Raw genomic sequence first — 15,509 nt, 5'->3', positions numbered from 1 at the left:
CCGCTTTGCTTTAGATGCAAGGCTTGAGGAGAGGGCCATGAGTTGGGACTGGCAGTTCTACTGCAATGACACCGCCACCGGGGAGGCCGTCGCCGGCTGCTTCGGCCCCGGGGGCAAGGAGCAGACCTATCTGCAATGGATGCTGAATGCCTGGGGCTGGACGCTGTATGTCTCGGTGCTGGCCCTGCTGCTCGCGCTGGTCGTGGGCTCGCTGATCGGCATCGCGCGCACGGCACCCAACAAATGGCTGGCGCGCTTCGGCGAGGCGTGGACGGAGTTGTTCCGCAACATCCCGCTGCTGGTGCAGGTCTTCCTCTGGTACCACGTGCTGCCCGCCTTCATTCCTGTACTCAAGGAAGTTCCTTCGTCGGTGCTGGTGGTGCTGGCGCTGGGCTTCTTCACCAGCGCGCGCATCGGTGAACAGGTCAAGGCCGGCATCCGCACGCTGCCGACCGGCCAGCGCTATGCGGGCCTGGCCGTGGGCATGACCCTGCCCCAGACCTACCGCTTCGTGCTGCTGCCGATGGCGTTTCGCATCGTCATCCCGCCGCTGACCAGCGAGAGCATGAACATCGTCAAGAACTCGGCCGTGGCCTTCGCGGTCAGCATTCCCGAGTTGGCGCAGTTTGCGCAGCAGGCCTCTGAAGAGACGTCTCATTTCGAGGAGATCTTCATCCCCGTCACGCTGCTGTATTTCGTTTCCGCGTTCGCCGTCAACCGCGTCGCCAAGTTCATCGAGGCGCGCGTGCGCATCCCCGGCCAGTCGGGAGGCAAGTGATGCTGAACCTCGACTATTCCTTCCTGAACTGGGCGGTCATCCAGAGTTTCATCGCCAAGGGCTTCTGGTTCTCCATCCAGCTGACGCTTGTCTCGATGATCGGCGGCATCGTGCTCGGCACGGTGCTGGCGATGATGCGGCTGTCCGGCAAGCCCTGGCTGGCCACGCCGGCGGCGGTCTATGTGGACACGCTGCGTTCCATCCCGCTGGTGATGGTGATCCTGTGGTTCTTCCTGCTGATCCCCAAGGTCGTGCCGGTCAGCGCAGAGGCGTCGGCCTTCATCACCTTCACGCTGTTCGAGGCCACCTACTACTCCGAGATCATGCGGGCCGGCATCCAGAGCGTGTCCCGGGGCCAGGTGAATGCCGGCTATGCGGTGGGCATGACCTATGGCCAGAGCATGCGCTACGTCGTGCTGCCGCAGGCCTTCCGCAACATGCTGCCGGTGCTGCTGACGCAGACCATCATCCTGTTCCAGGACACGTCGCTGGTCTATGCGGTGGGCATGTACGACCTGCTGAAGGGCTTCGAGGTCGCGGGCAAGAACTTCAACCGCCCGGTCGAGACCTACCTCGTCGCCGCCATCGTCTATTTCGTCATCTGCTTCGGCCTGTCGCAGCTCGTGCGCCGCCTGCAGAAGAAGATCGCCATCATTCGTTGAGCCGAGCATCACCATGATCGACATCAAGAACATCTCCAAGTGGTACGGCGCCTTCCAGGTGCTGACCGACTGCACGACCACCATCCAGAAGGGCGAGGTCGTCGTCGTCTGCGGGCCGTCGGGCTCGGGCAAGTCGACGCTGATCAAGACCGTCAACGCGCTGGAGCCCTTCCAGAAGGGCGACATCGTCGTCGACGGCATCTCCATCGCCGACCCCAAGACCAACCTGCCCAAGCTGCGTTCGCGCGTCGGCATGGTGTTCCAGCATTTCGAGCTCTTCCCGCACCTGTCGGTGACGGAGAACCTGACCATCGCCCAGATCAAGGTGCTGGGCCGCTCGGCGGACGACGCCAAGACGCGCGGCCTGAAGATGCTCGACCGCGTCGGCCTGTCGGCGCACAAGGACAAGTTCCCCGGCCAGCTCTCCGGCGGCCAGCAGCAGCGCGTAGCGATTGCGCGGGCGCTGTCGATGGACCCCATCGTCATGCTGTTCGACGAACCCACCTCGGCGCTGGACCCCGAGATGGTCGGCGAAGTGCTGGACGTGATGGTGCAGCTCGCCCACGAGGGCATGACCATGATGTGCGTGACCCACGAGATGGGCTTCGCCAAGCGCGTCAGCAACCGCGTCATCTTCATGGACGCCGGCAAGATCGTCGAGGACTGCAGCAGCAGCGATTTCTTCACCAAGCCCGAGGAGCGCTCGCCGCGCGCCAAGGACTTCCTGGCGAAGATCCTCCAACACTGAGGAAAGCCTTATGAGCAGCGTTGGCACCGGTTGGAAAGAGATCATCGGCGCTGACGAGGCAGTGCGGCACGCCGAGGCTGCGAAGGCCATGGCCGAGATGCAGAAGCGCAAGGACGAGCGCTTCGGCGCCGGCCGCGCCCTGCACCGCAAGCCCCTGGCCGCCGTGCGCGGCCGGCTGCGTGTGCTGGACGGCCTGCCCGAGCAGGCCCGCCACGGGCTGTTCGCTGCGCCGGGCATGCATGAGGTCTGGGTGCGCCTGTCCAATGGCGCGATGGACAGGCAAAGCAACCGCCGGCCCGACATCCGCGGCTTCGCGATGCGCGTCTTCGGTGTCGAGGGCGAAGCCGCCCTGGGCGGACGCACGGACCACCAGGACCTGTCGCTGATCAACCAGACGGCGTTTGCCTTCCCCGACAGCCGCCACTTCTTCGGCCTCGTGCTGGCCGCCGGCCGCAGCCCGGGCGCGCTGCTGGGCTGGGTGTTCAAGACCTTCGGCCTGGTCGGCGGCTTCAAGCAGCTGAAGAAGCTGGCCGCGACGGCCGGCAAGCCCTTCACGGGTTTCGCAACCGAGGCCTTTGCCAGCACGTTGCCCATCAGTTGCGGCCCGGCGGCCGTCAAGGTGCGCCTGCTGCCGCCGGCCGGCCTGAAACCGCGCGCCGAAGTCAATGGCGACTGGGCCGGTGATCTCACCGCCCAGGCCGCCGCGGGGCCGCTGAAGTACCGGCTGCAGCTGCAGTTCTTCGTCGACGAGGCACGCACGCCCCTTGAGGACGCGTCCGTCGAATGGCCCGAGTCCATCGCGCCTTTTGTCGACGTGGCGGAACTCACGCTGGACGCGCCGTCGACCGATGCCGACTTCATCGCCCTCGTCGAGGCCGGTGTCTTCGACCCCTGGCAGTCCCTGGCCGCACACCGCCCGCTGGGCGAGGTCATGCGCGCCCGCAAGGTGGCCTACTTCAGCAGCCAGCAGGTGCGCGGCGCGGCCTAGGCGCGGGCCTGCTGCGCCGCCTGGGCAGCCGCCGTGTCGTAGAGGCCGACGAAGCGCGCGACCTTGCCGTCGCGCAGCGTGAACAGGTGCACCCAGGGCGTTTCGAACACGCCGCCGTTGGGCTTGGCGCGCGTGCGCTCCCAACCCAGCACGGTGACGTGGTCCTCGCCGGCGAAGAACTCGCGCGGCTCGAAGGCCTGGATGTCGTCGAACTCGGCGACGAGGCCGAACCAGCGCAGCAACGCCGGCTTGCCCAGGAACTGGCCGAGGTAGGGCAGGTCAATGCTGCCCAGCATGGTCCAGTCGACGTCGTCGCTGCAGGCGGCCAGCAAGGCCTCGATGTCGCCGCGGCCGAAGGCGGCGTAGATGGACTGGACCAGCGCGGCCGGGCTCGTCGTCATGGCGGTCTCCTTGGTGGGGGTATTCGCCTGTACGCGACCCGGCCGGCCGCGGATGCGTCATCTCACAAGAACATGCCGCCCGAGGCTTCGATGCGCTGGCCGGTGATCCAGCCGGCGCCCGGGCGCATCAGCGCGGCCGCGGCGCCGCCGATGTCCTCGGCTTCACCGACGCGGCCCAGCGCCGTGACCGAGGCGACAAAGCGGTTCAGCTCCGCGTTGTCGCGCACCGCGCCGCCGCCGAAGTCGGTCGCGATCGCGCCCGGTGCCAGCGTGTTGACGCGGATGCCGCGCGCGGCCAGTTCCTTGGCCTGGTAGCGGCTCAGCACCTCGACGGCGCCCTTCATCGCGGCATAGGCGGCATAGCCCGGGATGGTGAAGCGGGCCAGGCCGCTGGAGATGTTCAGCACGCGGGCGTTGTCGGCCAGCAGCGGCAGCAGGGCCTGGGTCAGGAAGAAGGGGCCCTTCAGGTGGATGGCGACCATGCTGTCGAACTGGGTCGAAGTCGTTTCGGCAAAGCTGGCATGGGCCCCCGTGCCGGCGTTGTTGATGAGGCCATCGAGCTGGGTCGCGCCCCAGGTCTTCAGGCCCGCGCTGACGCGCTCGGCAAAGGCGGGAAAGCTGGTCGGGTCGGCCACGTCCAGCGGCAGGGCGAGGGCGCGGCGGCCCAGGGCGTGGATCTGGGTGAGGACGGCGTCGGCGGCCGCCGCGGCTTCACGGTAGGTCAGCACGATGTCGTGGCCGTCGCGGGCCAGGGACAGTGCCATCTGGGCGCCCAGGCCGCGGCTGCCACCGGTGATCAGGGTGATGGGGGAGGAGGAAGAAGTCATGTCAGCTCCGTCAGGGAAAGATTGGGACGGACTGAAATTTATTGTTCACGCCGAAATGGATAAAGTGGCCGTAACTGAAATGACTGTGCTTCGAATGGCATTCAATCTGGACCTCGCCGCGCTGCGTGTCTTCCTGCAGGTGGCTGAACTGGCGCACTTCAGCCGCGCGGCCGACGAGCTGGGCCTGCCCAAGGGCCGGGTCAGCCAGGTCGTGCGCGACCTGGAGGCGCAGCTCGGCACGCGGCTGTTCCAGCGCACGACGCGGCGCGTCAGCCTGACGTCGGACGGCGAGCTGCTGGCCGAGCGCGCCCGGGCATTGCTGGCCGACGCGGGCGAGATCGAGGCGCTGTTCCAGCAGGACCAGCAGCTCAGTGGCCGGCTGCGCGTGGACATGCCGGTGCGCCTGGCCCTGGACGCTGTGCTGCCGGCCTTGCCGGAATTCCTGGCCGCCCACCCCGGCGTGACGGTGGAGCTGAGCTGCACCGACCGCCGCGTGGACCTGGTGGAAGAGGGCTTCGACTGCGTGCTGCGCGTGGGTGCCGTGCACGACCCGCTGCTGGTGGCGCGGCCGCTGGGCCAGATGAGCATGGTCAACGTGGCCAGCCCCGGCTACCTCGCCGCGCACGGCACGCCGGCCACGCCGGAGGACCTGGTCACTCAGGGCCACTACCTGGTGCACTACAGCCAGAGCTGGGCCGACCGTCGACCGCGCTTCGACTGGGTGGACGCCAGCGGGCAGGAGCACACGCTGACCCTGCCGTCACGCGTCACTGTCAACAACACCGACGCCTACCAGGCCGCCGCGGTGGCCGGCGCCGGCGTGGCGCAGTTCCCCCTCCAGGGCGTGCGCCATCTGCTGGCCGAGGGCCGTCTGGTGCAGCTGCTCGAGGGTTTCGATGCCGCGCCGCTGCCGGTGCGCCTGGTGCTCAGTCAGCGCCGCCACACGCCGCGCCGGGTGCGCGTGTTCATGGACTGGCTGGCGGAGCGGCTGGCCGACCGCCTGGATCCTTAGAGCTTCACCGGGCCGTCGATCGCCGTTCCGGCCACCGCCGCCTTGGCCTGCTGCTGGCGCACGCGGTCCAGATAGCCCTCGGAGCGCTGCAGCTGCTCCTGGATGAGCTTGTTGTTGGTGCCCATGGTCTCGATGGCCTTGCTGCGGAAGTTGTCCATCGCGTCCATGGCCTGGAAGGTCTGGTCGAACATCGACTGGATCTGCTGGATGCCCAGCATGGGGTTGGACGAGAACTCGGCCGTCGCGTCGACGTGCTGGTTCAGCGCCGTGCCGGTCTGCTGGATCAGGTCGCCGATGGTCTTGTTGACGCCCTGCAGCATCTGCATGACCTCGATCTGGTTGCCGGTGGCACGCGCCACGGTCTGGGCCACGGCCAGGGCGCTCATGCCGGTCGTCGCGACACGGTCGCAGCCGATCATCATTTCGCGGCCGGTCTTCTTCAGCACGTCCAGGGCCAGATAGCCGTTCACGCAGACGGCCTGCTGGGTCTGGATGTCGGCCAGGTTCTGGCGCGCATAGAACAGCACCTCCTGCTCCAGCGCCTTGGCCTTCATCGGGTCGGTGGGTTGCAGCTGCTGCACGCGCGTGGCCAGGCGTTCGTCCAGCACGCGGGCAAAGCGCGCGGCGCCGGCCAGCTTCTGCATCGCATCCCACAGCTTGGCGCGCGTGGCCTCGATGTCGACGACATCGCGCTGGATGTCGTCCTTGGCCGCGTAGAGCTGGGTCATGGCCGTCTGCAGCTGCGAGCTGGCGGACTGGAAGCGGCGGAAATAGGCCTCCAGCTTGTTGCCGAAGGGGATCAGCCCCAGCAGCTTGCGCGGCTGCAGCAGGTCGCCGTCCTTGCCGGGGTTGAGCTCGTCGAGCTGGCCGCGGATGGCGGCGATGGCCTTGTAGGCCGGCGTGTCCGTCGCGCCGATGAAGTTGCGCTGCATCAGGCTGCCCTGCATCAGGCCGGCGGCGAAGCTGATCTCCTGGCGGCCCAACTGGAAGGCGCTGTCCAGCTTGGCCTTGAAGGGTTCGCTGTGCAGGTCTTCCTTCTCCAGCGCCTCGATGAAGCGCTGCACCTGCTCGTCGACCTTGTCGGCGACGTCGGCCTTCAGCGGCACGGCCTCGACGGCCTGGACCGGCTGCACCGGCGTGATGACCTCGGGCGGGGTCAGCGTGAACGTGGGGGTGGCGGTCGCGGTGGTCGTCGTATTCATGCGATGTCCTTGTTGCCGAACTTCTGGTTCAGGAATTCACTGTGGCGCAGGAAGGCCTGGGCGTCCTGCGAGGCGAGATCGTCGCCGAGCTGCTCGACCTTGGTCTCCAGCTCGGCCAGCACGCCCTCGAAGGTGGTCTGGGCCGTCTTGCCGTTGGCCAGCAGCTTGGTGGTGGCGAACTGGGCCGGGATGCTGAGGTAGGTGTTGAGCGCCTGCGGCAGATAGCTGATGGCGATGTGGCGGGCATGGAAGGTCTCCTGCAGGCTGAGCTGGCCCTTGCTGCGCTCCCATTGGTCGAGCAGGCCTTCCAGGCGCTGGCAGAGCTGCTTGATGCGCTGGGCCAGCGGCGCCGGAATGCGGCCGCCGGGGTTGTGCTCGGTCAGGCCGCGCACGCCACTGAGCGCGCGGCCCATGGCCTCGCGGGCGTCGCCCTCGTCCTCGAAGTTCAGCGCCTCCCAGGCGTCTTCCTTGGTGGTGGGCCAGCCCCACCACAGCGAACCGCCGACCAGGCCGGCGACATAGCCGAGTGCCGCCACGCCGAGGCCCCAGCCGCCCAGCAAGCCCAGCGCCTTCAGCACCAATACGCCGGTTGCCGTCAGCAGGCCGGCCCAGTTGGCCGGCGCGTTCAGCCATCGAATCACGCCGTTCATTGATACGCCCGGATGTCCTTGAACACCGCATACAGCGGCGTCTTGCGCGCATCGAAGACGCGGCCGCCGGTGATGCTCACCAGTTCCTTCAGGTCGCCCTCCTGGGCCTCGCCGAACAGCACCATGAAGACCGGGATGCCGCGCACGTCCTCGGGCAGCTGCTCGTAGGCGCGCTTGAAGTCCTCGAGCTTGCGGCCCATGTTGTTCTTGCCGTCGGTGAAGGCGACGACGGAGTACTGGTACTCGGGGTTGCGCTTGCGCTCTTCCAGCATCTGCTGCAGCCCGGCCAGCACGGCGTCGTACAGGGCCGTGCCGCCGGCCATCTTCAGCTCGTCGGCGGCGTCGCGCACGCGTTGCAGCTCGGCCCGCTTGGCCTCGGTGTCGGCCTGGGGCAGCACGCCCTTGGCCACCTTGCTGCCGGCCGGGATCTCGAAAGCCACCGGCACGCGCGGGCGGTCGCTGAAGGGCAGGAACCACAGCCGCTCGCGGTTGGTCAGCTTGGCGACGCGGCCGGTCAGCGACACATCGGCGCCGGCCAGGTAATGGATGGCCTCGACGAGCTGCTCGCGGCGCTTGCCCTGCATGCTGCCGCTGGTGTCCAGCACGAAGGTGCTGGCGATGGGCTTGCGGAACTCGTTCAGATAGGCGTCGATGAGGCCGTCGGCCAGCTGGCGGTCGGGCGAGAAGGGCAGCTCGACCTGGAAGCCGCGCGCCGGCAGGATGTCGGCCACCTTGGCAGCCACCTCGGCCCGCATCGGGCGGCGCAGCGTCTGGCGCGCCAGCCACAGCTGGGCGGTGTCGCCCTTCAGGTACTCGACGACCTTCAAGTAGTCGGCGCGGCGCGCGTCGTTCAGCAGCATGAAGGGGTAGTCGGCCGTGGCCACGCCTTCATAGGGGTAGATCAGGTGCAGCGGCTCGCGCAGCTTGCCGCTGGCGTTCAGCGTCAGCAGCCAGCTCTCGTAGTTGATGAAGGCATTGGCGCGCGTGCCCTGGCCCTTGATGAACTGCTCGGCCAGATAGGTCGAGTTGTCGCCGACGATCCTGTAGCCCTTCAGGAAGTCGGCAATCGCGCCGCGGTCCACGTCGGCGGCACTCAGCGCCTCGCCCTTGCCGCCGGCCGCGGCCACCACGCCCAGCAAGGCCATGAAGCCCTGGTTGCTGGTGGCGGGGTTGGACAGCGCGTACTGCAGCTTGCCCGCCTTGGCGGCGCGCGTGATGTCGGCCCAGGTCAGCTTCGCATCGGGCTTGTCCCAGCCGTTCCTGGCGGCGTCGCTCTTGCTGACGCCCACCGCCATGGGCGACAGCATGATCTTTTCCTGCAGCTTGACCTTGCCCTGGCCGGCCGCGTCGCTGAGCAGGTATTTGGCATTGGCGAACCAGGCCACGTCGGGCTTGGGCGCACTGCCGCTGTCGCCGCTGAGCACCTCCTGGGTGCTCTCCATCGTGCCGCCGAAGCGGAACTGCACGTCCACACCGGTGGCCGCCTTGATCTGGGCGGCCAGCGGTTCGATGTCCTTGAGGTCGCTGGTGGCCAGCACCTGCAGCGTAGAGCTGGCCTGCGCTGTCGGGGCAGGTGCGGCGGGGGCATCAGGCTCCGGCTTCTTGCCGCAGGCGGCCAGCAGCGTGAAGCTCAACAGCAGTAGGGCACGGCGCATCACTGGTTCATCTCCCGGCTGACGATGTCGATCATTTCAAACATCAGGTCGAAGCCCGGCGGGTCGATGACCTGGTTCATCTTCACGTCCACGGCCAGGCCGGCCTTTTGCGTGGCGGCGGCAAACGCGGCCGTGTCGCCGGTGCGGAAACCCTGCTCCAGCGCCACGGCCTGCAGCGTCTTGTTCGTCGCCAGCAGTTCGGCCAGTTGCTTGCCGCGCTCGTTCAGCGCCACCAGCACCCATTTGTTGACGATGGTGGGCTGCGGGTACATCAGCACCATCTCGGGCCGCACGCCGCCCTTTTGCGCCTGGGCCACCATCTGGGCCTCGTAGATGAAGGTCAGCGGCGTCTTGCCCATGCCAATGGACAGATAGTCGTCGAAGGCGCCGTTGACGTAGTTCTCCTGGAAGCCCTGGCGCTTGAAGAGCTCGGCCAGCTGCGTCGCGTACTTCTGCGCTGCCGTGCGGTCGGCCACCACGTCGCCGTTCAGCGCCGCCGAAGTCAGCGCCAGATACATGGCGGCCGAGTTGCTGCGGCGGATGTCGGTCGTGCTCACCAGCACGCTGCGCGACACCGCGTAGTCGCCGCTGCCCTTCAGGTCGCGCCAGCGCTGCTTGGCCAGCATGGCCTGGGTCAGCTTCTCCATGTCCAGGCTGTAGACCTTGGGTGCCATGGCCTTGGCCATGCCATTGGTCGCCAGGATCTTGGCGACGGGCTCCCAGGAAGCGACGACCAGCGGCGTGTGGAAGGGTGAGGTCTGCGTGGCCGTCTTGCCGGCCTTGCGGGCGGCGTCGGCAATCATGTTGGCGGCCACCACGCCGCTGGCAATGAAGAAGTCGGGCTGGTCGGCCGCGCCTATCTTGGCCGCCATGTCGCGGCTGCCCACGCGGGCCACCTGCACCGGCAGCTTGCCCTGGTTCAGGACCTTGCTGACCCTCTCATCCTTGAAGAACGCCTCCACGTCGACGGCGATCAGCCCCTTGAGCGGCTCGGCGCTCGCGACGGCCGCCTGCTCCTGTGCGATCTGCTTGGTTTCGTCATTGGCGCGCAGCGCAAAAAACAGCGCGCCGCCAAACAGGGCCAACAGGACCAGGGTGCCGGCCAGTCGTTTCGGGGTGTTCATGGGGGGAAGCAAGCTCCTTGCAATGGCGAGATGCGCAGTGTGCCTGCACAGCGGCGCGGCGCGGCGACGACAATGCGGTTTTATGACCCAAGCTCCCATACAGCTCACCCTCACCCGGCCTGACGACTGGCACTTGCACCTGCGTGACGAGGTGGCGCTCGCCAGCGTGCTGCCCTACACCGCACGCCAGTTCGCCCGCGCCATCGTCATGCCCAATCTGCGCCCGCCGGTCACGACGGCCGCCCAGGCGGTGGCCTACCGCGAGCGCATCCTGGCCGCCCTGCCGGAAGGCTCGGCCTTCCAGCCGCTGATGACGATGTACCTGACGGACAACACGCCGCCGGACGAGATCAAGCGCGCCAAGGAGGCCGGCGTCGTCGCGCTCAAGCTCTACCCGGCCGGCGCCACCACCAACAGCGATGCCGGCGTGACCGACATCCGCAAGACCTACAAGACGCTGGAAGCCATGCAGCGCGAGGGCCTGCTGTTCCTCGTGCACGGCGAGGTGACCGACGCCGACATCGACGTCTTCGACCGCGAGGCCGTCTTCGTCGACCGCGTCATGACGCCGCTGCGTGCCGCCATGCCGGAGCTCAAGGTCGTGTTCGAGCACATCACGACCAAGGAAGCCGCCGAGTACGTGACCGCGTCCGACCGCTTCACGGCTGCGACCATCACGCCTCAGCATCTGCTCTACAACCGCAATGCCATCTTCACCGGTGGCCTGCGCCCGCACTACTACTGCCTGCCGGTGCTCAAGCGCGAGGAGCACCGCCAGGCGCTGCTGAAGGCCGCGGCCTCCGGCCTGCCCAAATTCTTCCTCGGCACCGACAGCGCCCCGCACGCCGCCCAGCTGAAGGAGAGCTCGGTCTGCGGCGCCGGTTGCTTCACGGCCATCTCGGCGCTGGAGCTGTATGCCGAAGCCTTCGAGGGCATTGGCGCGCTGGACAAGCTCGACGCCTTCGCCGGCCACCACGGCCCCGATTTCTACGGCCTGCCGCGCAACACCGGCACCGTCACGCTGAAGCGCGAACCCTGGACTCTGCCCAGCGCCGTGCCCTTCGGCGAAGCCCAGCTGAAGCCCCTGCGCGGCGGCGAAACCCTGAACTGGAAATTGATCTGATGAAGAAAGTTGCCTTCCTCGTCGACTTCGACAACGTCGCTACCGACGTCATCGAGCAGGCCCTGCAGATGTGCTTCAAGGACTACGACGCCGTCCACATTCGCCGCGCCTACTGCAATGCCGAGCAGGCCCACCACCAGCAGGCCTTCATGAAGCGCCTGGGCCTGCGTGCCGTCGTCAACCTGGCCATCGGCAAGAACTCCACCGACATCGCGCTGGCCGTCGACGCGATGGACATCGCCATCACTGAGAAGCCCGACGTCATCGTGCTGGTGTCGTCCGACAGCGACTTCGCGCCGCTGGTGCTGAGGCTGCGTGAGAAGGGCGCCTGGCTGCGCGGCTTCGGCCAGTACGGCAAGACGGGCGACGGCGTGATCCAGATCTACGACCAGTTCAACGAGCTGGCCCACGACAGCGGCCGGTCCGCTCCGAAGCCCTCGGCCAAGCGTGAACGGCCGGCTCGCAAGGCCGCCACGCCCAAGCCGGCCGCAAAGAAGGCGGCTGAGCCCAAGGCTGCTGCGCCCGCGCCCAAGCCGACGCCCGCGCCGGCCCTCACCGCGGCCGCGAAGCCCGCGCCCGCGCCGACCACCGCGGCCAAGCCCGCGCCGAAGGCCGAGCCCAAGCCGGTGGACGCCAACGTCGCTGCCGCCAAGGAGATCAACGCCGTGCTGGCCCTGCTGCCCAGGCTGGCCGACGGCCAGTGGCATGACCTCGGCGCCGCCGCCAAGGCGCTGAAGGACGCCGGCCTGCTGGCCAAGTCCGCACCGGCCACCAAGCTGTTCCGCAAGCACCCGCAGGCCTTCCAGCTGCAGCCGGCCAAACAGCCCAACCAGGTCCGCTTCGGCCACGGATGATCCTGAAAGCTTCACGGGCCTTGCACCCTGACGAGAGGCCGCCGCGCGCAAAGCGGCTAGCATCGGCGGCCTCCACCGGAGGTCTTGTTTGCTGAAGTCCTGTCTGAAGTCCCTGCTGGGCSCGGCGCTTGCCGGCCTGGCCCTCGTCGCCGGCGCGCAATCGCCGCCGCCCGCGCCTGTCGCAGCCCCCAACCCGCAGCAGCCGCAAGCCCAGCAGCCGCCCACGGTGTCGGCCAGTGCGCGGCGCCTGTACGAGCGCAGCAAGGGCCAGCTGCTGCAGATCCGCACGCTGCTGAAGACCCAGGACAGCCAGGCCTCGGTCGGCTCGGGCTTTCTCGTCAGCAACGACGGCCACATCGTCACCAACTATCACGTCATCAGCCAGTTCGCGCTGGAGCCCGACAGCTACCGGCTGCGCTATGCCACGACCGACGGCCAGGGCGGGGCGCTGGAACTGCTGGATTTCGATGCCCGCCGCGACCTGGCGCTGCTGCGTGCCGTCGATGACGGCAAGGGCGGAGGGCTGAAGGGCCGTGGCGCTTTGGGCTTCAGGCCGCAAAGCCAGCCGCTGGCCAAGGGCGAGCGCATCTACTCCATGGGCAACCCGCACGACGTGGCCTTTGCCGTCGTCGAGGGCAACTACAACGGCCTGGTGGAGCGCAGCTTCGACCCGCTGATCTATTACGCCGGCGGCATCAACCCCGGCATGAGCGGTGGCCCGGTGCTGGACGAGGACGGCCTCGTCGTCGGCGTCAATGTGTCGACGCTGCTGTTCGCCCAGCAGGTCAGCTTCCTGGTGCCGGGCGAGTTCGCCGAGGGCCTGGTCAAGCGCAGCCTGGCCGCCAAGCCCATCCGCAGTGCGGCCTGGGGCCGGTTGCGCGACCAGCTGACGCGCTACCAGGACGAACTCGTCACCCGCTTCCTCGCCGCCCCCTGGGAGAGCGCCAACCACGACCGCTACCGCCTGCCGGTGCCCAAGCAGGACTTCATGCGCTGCTGGGGGCGCGGCACCTCGGCCGACACCAAGGGCCTGGACTTCGAGCGCTCGCAATGCCGCATGGACCATGCCCTCTTCGTCAGCGGCAATCTGCAGACCGGCTGGCTGGACATGTCCCACGAGGCCTATGACGGGACCAAGCTCGGCGCGCTGCGTTTCGCGCGCCAGTATTCCGGGAGCTTTCGCAACGAGCGCCTGGGCGCGGCGGACAAGTCCCGCACCGCGCCCTATTGCAAAGAACAATTCGTAGGGATGCCGCCCCCAGATGCGGGCGAGCCCGCATCACCCCCCGGGGGGGCGCCGGTAGCCCGGCAGAGCCGGAGCGGCCCGGGCGACGTCCTGCCGCTGCGCGCCGTCGTCTGCCTGCGCGCCTACCGCAAGCTGGACGGCCTGCACGACCTCAGCGTCCTCGTGACGACGGTGGACTCGCCCACCGAAGGCGCCCTGGGCCGCTTCGACGCCCGTGGCGTCAGCTTCGACAACGCGCTCAAGCTGGCTGCGCATTACCTGGAGGGCTTCGCGTGGACCAAGAGCAGCAAGACCAAGTGACGCCGGCCGCCGTGGCGCTCGCCACGCCTGCTGCTGCCGTCGTCGAGCTGCTGGGCCGCGACGGCCGCGCCGCCCTGGTGCAGCGCGTGACGCACTGGCCGGTGCGCATCGGCCGCTCGCCGGCCTGCGACATCGTGCTGGACGACGGCCATCTGGCCGCCGAGCATGCCGAGCTGCAACTCGCGCCCGGCGGTGGCGTCAGCCTCAGGTTGCTGGACAGCCGCAACGGCGGCAGCGTCGCCGGAAAGCGCCTGGCCGCGGGCGAGCAGGCCACCCTGCCCGAGGGCGGCGCCTTCCAGCTCGCCGGCTGCTCGCTGCGCCTGCGCACCAGTGCCGACGTGCTGGCCCCGGAGCAGGCGATGGTCATCCATCCGGTACGCCATTGGACCCTGCTGCCGCTGCTGCTGCTGTCCATGGTGTTCTTCCAGTGGCTGGACCGTTGGAGCGCCGTCGATCCCGACGCGCGCTGGATCGACTACGCCTCGCCGCTGCTGGGCCCGCTGGCCTTCGTGCTTGGCTGGGCCGGCCTGTGGTCGCTGGCCAGCCAGCTCTTCCATCACCGCTTCCCGTTCACGACGCATCTGCGCCGCGCCCTCGTCGTCATCGTCGCGCTGCAGCTGCTGGAGTGGCTGCTGCCGGCGCTGGCCTATGCCTTCTCCTGGCCGCGGTTGATGGTGCTGGAGTCATTGGCGACACCGGTGGCCGTCGCGACGCTGATCGCCTGGCATGCCGGCCTCGTCTGGCCTGGCGCACGGCGCATCCTGAACGGCGGCATCGCGGTCCTGCTGCTGCTGGGCCTGGGCCTGCAGGTTGGCGGCCGCCAGGAGCAGCAATACGTCTTCGGCCCGCCCTATCTGGCCAGCCTGCCGCCGCCAGCGCTGCGTCTGGTGTCGCCGCAGTCGCCGGAGACGCTGATCGAGTCCCTGAAGCCGCTGAAGGCCGAACTGGCCAAGCAGGCGCGCAAGGACAACGAAGGCGCCGTCGACGACGACAGCGGCAGCGAGTGATGCCGCGGCGCGCTCAGGTCTGCGGCAGGAAGCCGTCGACCGACAGATAGCGCTCGCCGGTGTCGTAGTTGAAGCCCAGCACTCGCGCATTCGCGGGCAGCTCGGGCAGCTTCTGCGCGATGGCGGCCAGCGTGGCGCCGCTGGAGATGCCGACGAGCAGGCCCTCCTCGCGGGCACAGCGCCGCGCATATTCGCGCGCCGCCTCGGCCTCGACCTGGATGACGCCGTCCAGCAGGGCGGTGTCCAGCACCGCCGGGATGAAGCCCGCGCCTATGCCCTGGATGGGATGCGGGCTGGGCTGGCCACCGCTGATGACCGGTGAGGCGCTGGGCTCCACCGCGTAGACCTTGAGTTGCGGCCAGGCGGCCTTCAACACCTGGGCGCAGCCGGTGATGTGGCCGCCGGTGCCGACGCCGGTGATCAGTGCGTCCAGGCCTTCGGGAAAGTCCTTCAGGATTTCCTGCGCCGTCGCCTTCACATGGATGGCCGGGTTGGCCGCGTTCTCGAACTGCTGCGGCATCCAGGAGCCCGGATGCTGCTCGAGCAGCTCGCGGGCGCGCGCGATGGCGCCCTTCATGCCCTTCTCGCGCGGCGTCAGGTCGAAGCTCGCGCCATAGGCCAGCATCAGCCGGCGGCGCTCGACGCTCATGCTGTCGGGCATGACGAGGATGAGCTGGTAGCCTTTCACCGCGGCCACCATGGCCAGGCCGACGCCGGTGTTGCCCGAGGTCGGCTCGATGATGGTGCCGCCGGGCTTCAGCAGGCCCTGCGCCTCGGCGTCCTCGATCATGGACAGCGCGATGCGGTCCTTGATGGAGCCGCCCGGGTTGGCGCGCTCGGACTTGACCCAGACCTCGGCGCCGCTGAACAGGCGCTGCAGGCGGATGTGGGGCGTGTTGCCGATGGTGTCGAGGATGCTGGCGGCTTTCATC

16 protein-coding genes are annotated in these 15,509 nt (G+C 68.4%); 9 read left to right on the top strand and 7 right to left on the bottom strand.

The window, feature by feature from the left end; genetic code table 11:
- Positions 1–37: 37 nt before the first annotated feature.
- The 4 genes from AC1D2H_RS20450 to AC1D2H_RS20435 are packed head-to-tail and all read left to right on the top strand — an operon-like array spanning position 38 to position 3,176.
- Positions 38–778 (top strand): amino acid ABC transporter permease, encoded by a 741-nt coding sequence (locus AC1D2H_RS20450; protein WP_477931030.1) that lies wholly within the window; start codon positions 38–40, stop codon positions 776–778.
- Positions 778–1,440 carry an amino acid ABC transporter permease gene (locus tag AC1D2H_RS20445; protein WP_477931028.1) on the top strand — a complete coding sequence of 221 codons (663 nt, stop codon included), beginning with the start codon at positions 778–780 and terminating at the stop codon, positions 1,438–1,440. Before AC1D2H_RS20450 ends, AC1D2H_RS20445 begins: the two co-directional genes overlap by 1 nt.
- Before the next feature lie 13 nt (positions 1,441–1,453).
- Positions 1,454–2,188 carry an amino acid ABC transporter ATP-binding protein gene (locus AC1D2H_RS20440; protein ID WP_478012248.1) on the top strand — a complete coding sequence of 245 codons (735 nt, stop codon included), beginning with the start codon at positions 1,454–1,456 and terminating at the stop codon, positions 2,186–2,188.
- A 10-nt stretch (positions 2,189–2,198) separates the two neighbouring features.
- A complete protein-coding gene (locus tag AC1D2H_RS20435) occupies positions 2,199–3,176 on the top strand; it encodes a catalase family protein (protein WP_478012247.1) in 978 nt (325 codons plus the stop codon).
- Here the strand turns inward: AC1D2H_RS20435 and AC1D2H_RS20430 are convergent.
- Together AC1D2H_RS20430 and AC1D2H_RS20425 are read right to left on the bottom strand one after the other, a co-directional pair.
- On the bottom strand, positions 3,173–3,577 hold the full coding sequence (locus tag AC1D2H_RS20430; RefSeq protein ID WP_478012246.1) for a nuclear transport factor 2 family protein: 405 nt from the start codon (positions 3,575–3,577) through the stop codon (positions 3,173–3,175). The two genes, AC1D2H_RS20435 and AC1D2H_RS20430, sit on opposite strands and share 4 nt — an antisense overlap.
- Positions 3,578–3,639: 62 nt before the next feature.
- The gene (locus AC1D2H_RS20425; RefSeq protein ID WP_478012245.1) at positions 3,640–4,404 is read right to left on the bottom strand and encodes an SDR family NAD(P)-dependent oxidoreductase; all 765 of its coding nucleotides are present in this window, start codon (positions 4,402–4,404) and stop codon (positions 3,640–3,642) included.
- 79 nt (positions 4,405–4,483) lie between these two features.
- On the opposite strand from AC1D2H_RS20425, the gene AC1D2H_RS20420 reads away from it, so the two are divergent.
- On the top strand, positions 4,484–5,416 hold the full coding sequence (locus AC1D2H_RS20420) for a LysR substrate-binding domain-containing protein (protein ID WP_478012244.1): 933 nt from the start codon (positions 4,484–4,486) through the stop codon (positions 5,414–5,416).
- Here the strand turns inward: AC1D2H_RS20420 and AC1D2H_RS20415 are convergent.
- Genes AC1D2H_RS20415 through AC1D2H_RS20400 form a run of 4 tightly spaced genes read right to left on the bottom strand, consistent with a single transcriptional unit; the run spans position 5,413 to position 10,047 of the window.
- Positions 5,413–6,618 (bottom strand): toxic anion resistance protein, encoded by a 1,206-nt coding sequence (locus AC1D2H_RS20415; protein ID WP_478012243.1) that lies wholly within the window; start codon positions 6,616–6,618, stop codon positions 5,413–5,415. The two genes, AC1D2H_RS20420 and AC1D2H_RS20415, sit on opposite strands and share 4 nt — an antisense overlap.
- Complete coding sequence (locus AC1D2H_RS20410) at positions 6,615–7,259, bottom strand: hypothetical protein (protein ID WP_478012242.1); 645 nt, start codon at positions 7,257–7,259, stop codon at positions 6,615–6,617. The genes AC1D2H_RS20415 and AC1D2H_RS20410 overlap by 4 nt, the downstream gene beginning before the upstream one ends.
- 5 nt (positions 7,260–7,264) lie before the next feature.
- Positions 7,265–8,923, bottom strand: a complete 1,659-nt coding sequence (locus AC1D2H_RS20405) for a substrate-binding and vWA domain-containing protein (RefSeq protein ID WP_478012241.1) — start codon at positions 8,921–8,923, stop codon at positions 7,265–7,267.
- Positions 8,923–10,047: a hypothetical protein gene (locus AC1D2H_RS20400; protein ID WP_477931013.1), complete on the bottom strand. Its 1,125-nt coding sequence runs from the start codon at positions 10,045–10,047 to the stop codon at positions 8,923–8,925. The genes AC1D2H_RS20405 and AC1D2H_RS20400 overlap by 1 nt, the downstream gene beginning before the upstream one ends.
- Positions 10,048–10,129: 82 nt before the next feature.
- Between AC1D2H_RS20400 and pyrC the strand changes: the two genes are divergently transcribed.
- From pyrC to AC1D2H_RS20380, 4 genes are all read left to right on the top strand, one after another.
- Positions 10,130–11,170, top strand: coding sequence for a dihydroorotase (gene pyrC / locus AC1D2H_RS20395; protein WP_478012240.1), 1,041 nt, complete (start codon positions 10,130–10,132; stop codon positions 11,168–11,170).
- A complete protein-coding gene (locus tag AC1D2H_RS20390) occupies positions 11,170–12,024 on the top strand; it encodes an NYN domain-containing protein (RefSeq protein ID WP_478012239.1) in 855 nt (284 codons plus the stop codon). The genes pyrC and AC1D2H_RS20390 overlap by 1 nt, the downstream gene beginning before the upstream one ends.
- An 88-nt stretch (positions 12,025–12,112) precedes the next feature.
- A complete protein-coding gene (locus tag AC1D2H_RS20385) occupies positions 12,113–13,570 on the top strand; it encodes a S1 family peptidase (protein WP_478012238.1) in 1,458 nt (485 codons plus the stop codon).
- Entirely contained in the window at positions 13,543–14,577 is a 1,035-nt protein-coding gene (locus AC1D2H_RS20380; protein ID WP_477931005.1) for an FHA domain-containing protein, read from the top strand. The genes AC1D2H_RS20385 and AC1D2H_RS20380 overlap by 28 nt, the downstream gene beginning before the upstream one ends.
- A gap of 13 nt (positions 14,578–14,590) precedes the next feature.
- Here the strand turns inward: AC1D2H_RS20380 and cysK are convergent, their stop codons facing one another.
- Positions 14,591–15,508 carry a cysteine synthase A gene (cysK, locus tag AC1D2H_RS20375; protein WP_478012237.1) on the bottom strand — a complete coding sequence of 306 codons (918 nt, stop codon included), beginning with the start codon at positions 15,506–15,508 and terminating at the stop codon, positions 14,591–14,593.
- Between the last annotated feature and the right edge of the window lies 1 nt (position 15,509).

The organism is Roseateles sp. P1_C1_2, from assembly GCF_056406535.1.
This window is presented reverse-complemented; position numbering and strand designations above follow the sequence as displayed.

Bases quoted from the DNA above. Each gene is read 5' to 3' on its own strand.
- AC1D2H_RS20415 (WP_478012243.1), bottom strand. From the start codon at position 6,618: ATGAATACGACGACCACCGCGACCGCCACCCCCACGTTCACGCTGACC.
- AC1D2H_RS20400 (WP_477931013.1), bottom strand. From the start codon at position 10,047: ATGAACACCCCGAAACGACTGGCCGGCACCCTGGTCCTGTTGGCCCTG.
- AC1D2H_RS20450 (WP_477931030.1), top strand. From the start codon at position 38: ATGAGTTGGGACTGGCAGTTCTACTGCAATGACACCGCCACCGGGGAG.
- AC1D2H_RS20440 (WP_478012248.1), top strand. From the start codon at position 1,454: ATGATCGACATCAAGAACATCTCCAAGTGGTACGGCGCCTTCCAGGTG.
- AC1D2H_RS20390 (WP_478012239.1), top strand. From the start codon at position 11,170: ATGAAGAAAGTTGCCTTCCTCGTCGACTTCGACAACGTCGCTACCGAC.
- AC1D2H_RS20430 (WP_478012246.1), bottom strand. From the start codon at position 3,577: ATGACGACGAGCCCGGCCGCGCTGGTCCAGTCCATCTACGCCGCCTTC.
- AC1D2H_RS20445 (WP_477931028.1), top strand. From the start codon at position 778: ATGCTGAACCTCGACTATTCCTTCCTGAACTGGGCGGTCATCCAGAGT.
- AC1D2H_RS20405 (WP_478012241.1), bottom strand. From the start codon at position 8,923: ATGCGCCGTGCCCTACTGCTGTTGAGCTTCACGCTGCTGGCCGCCTGC.
- AC1D2H_RS20425 (WP_478012245.1), bottom strand. From the start codon at position 4,404: ATGACTTCTTCCTCCTCCCCCATCACCCTGATCACCGGTGGCAGCCGC.
- cysK (WP_478012237.1), bottom strand. From the start codon at position 15,508: ATGAAAGCCGCCAGCATCCTCGACACCATCGGCAACACGCCCCACATC.
- pyrC (WP_478012240.1), top strand. From the start codon at position 10,130: ATGACCCAAGCTCCCATACAGCTCACCCTCACCCGGCCTGACGACTGG.
- AC1D2H_RS20420 (WP_478012244.1), top strand. From the start codon at position 4,484: ATGACTGTGCTTCGAATGGCATTCAATCTGGACCTCGCCGCGCTGCGT.
- AC1D2H_RS20435 (WP_478012247.1), top strand. From the start codon at position 2,199: ATGAGCAGCGTTGGCACCGGTTGGAAAGAGATCATCGGCGCTGACGAG.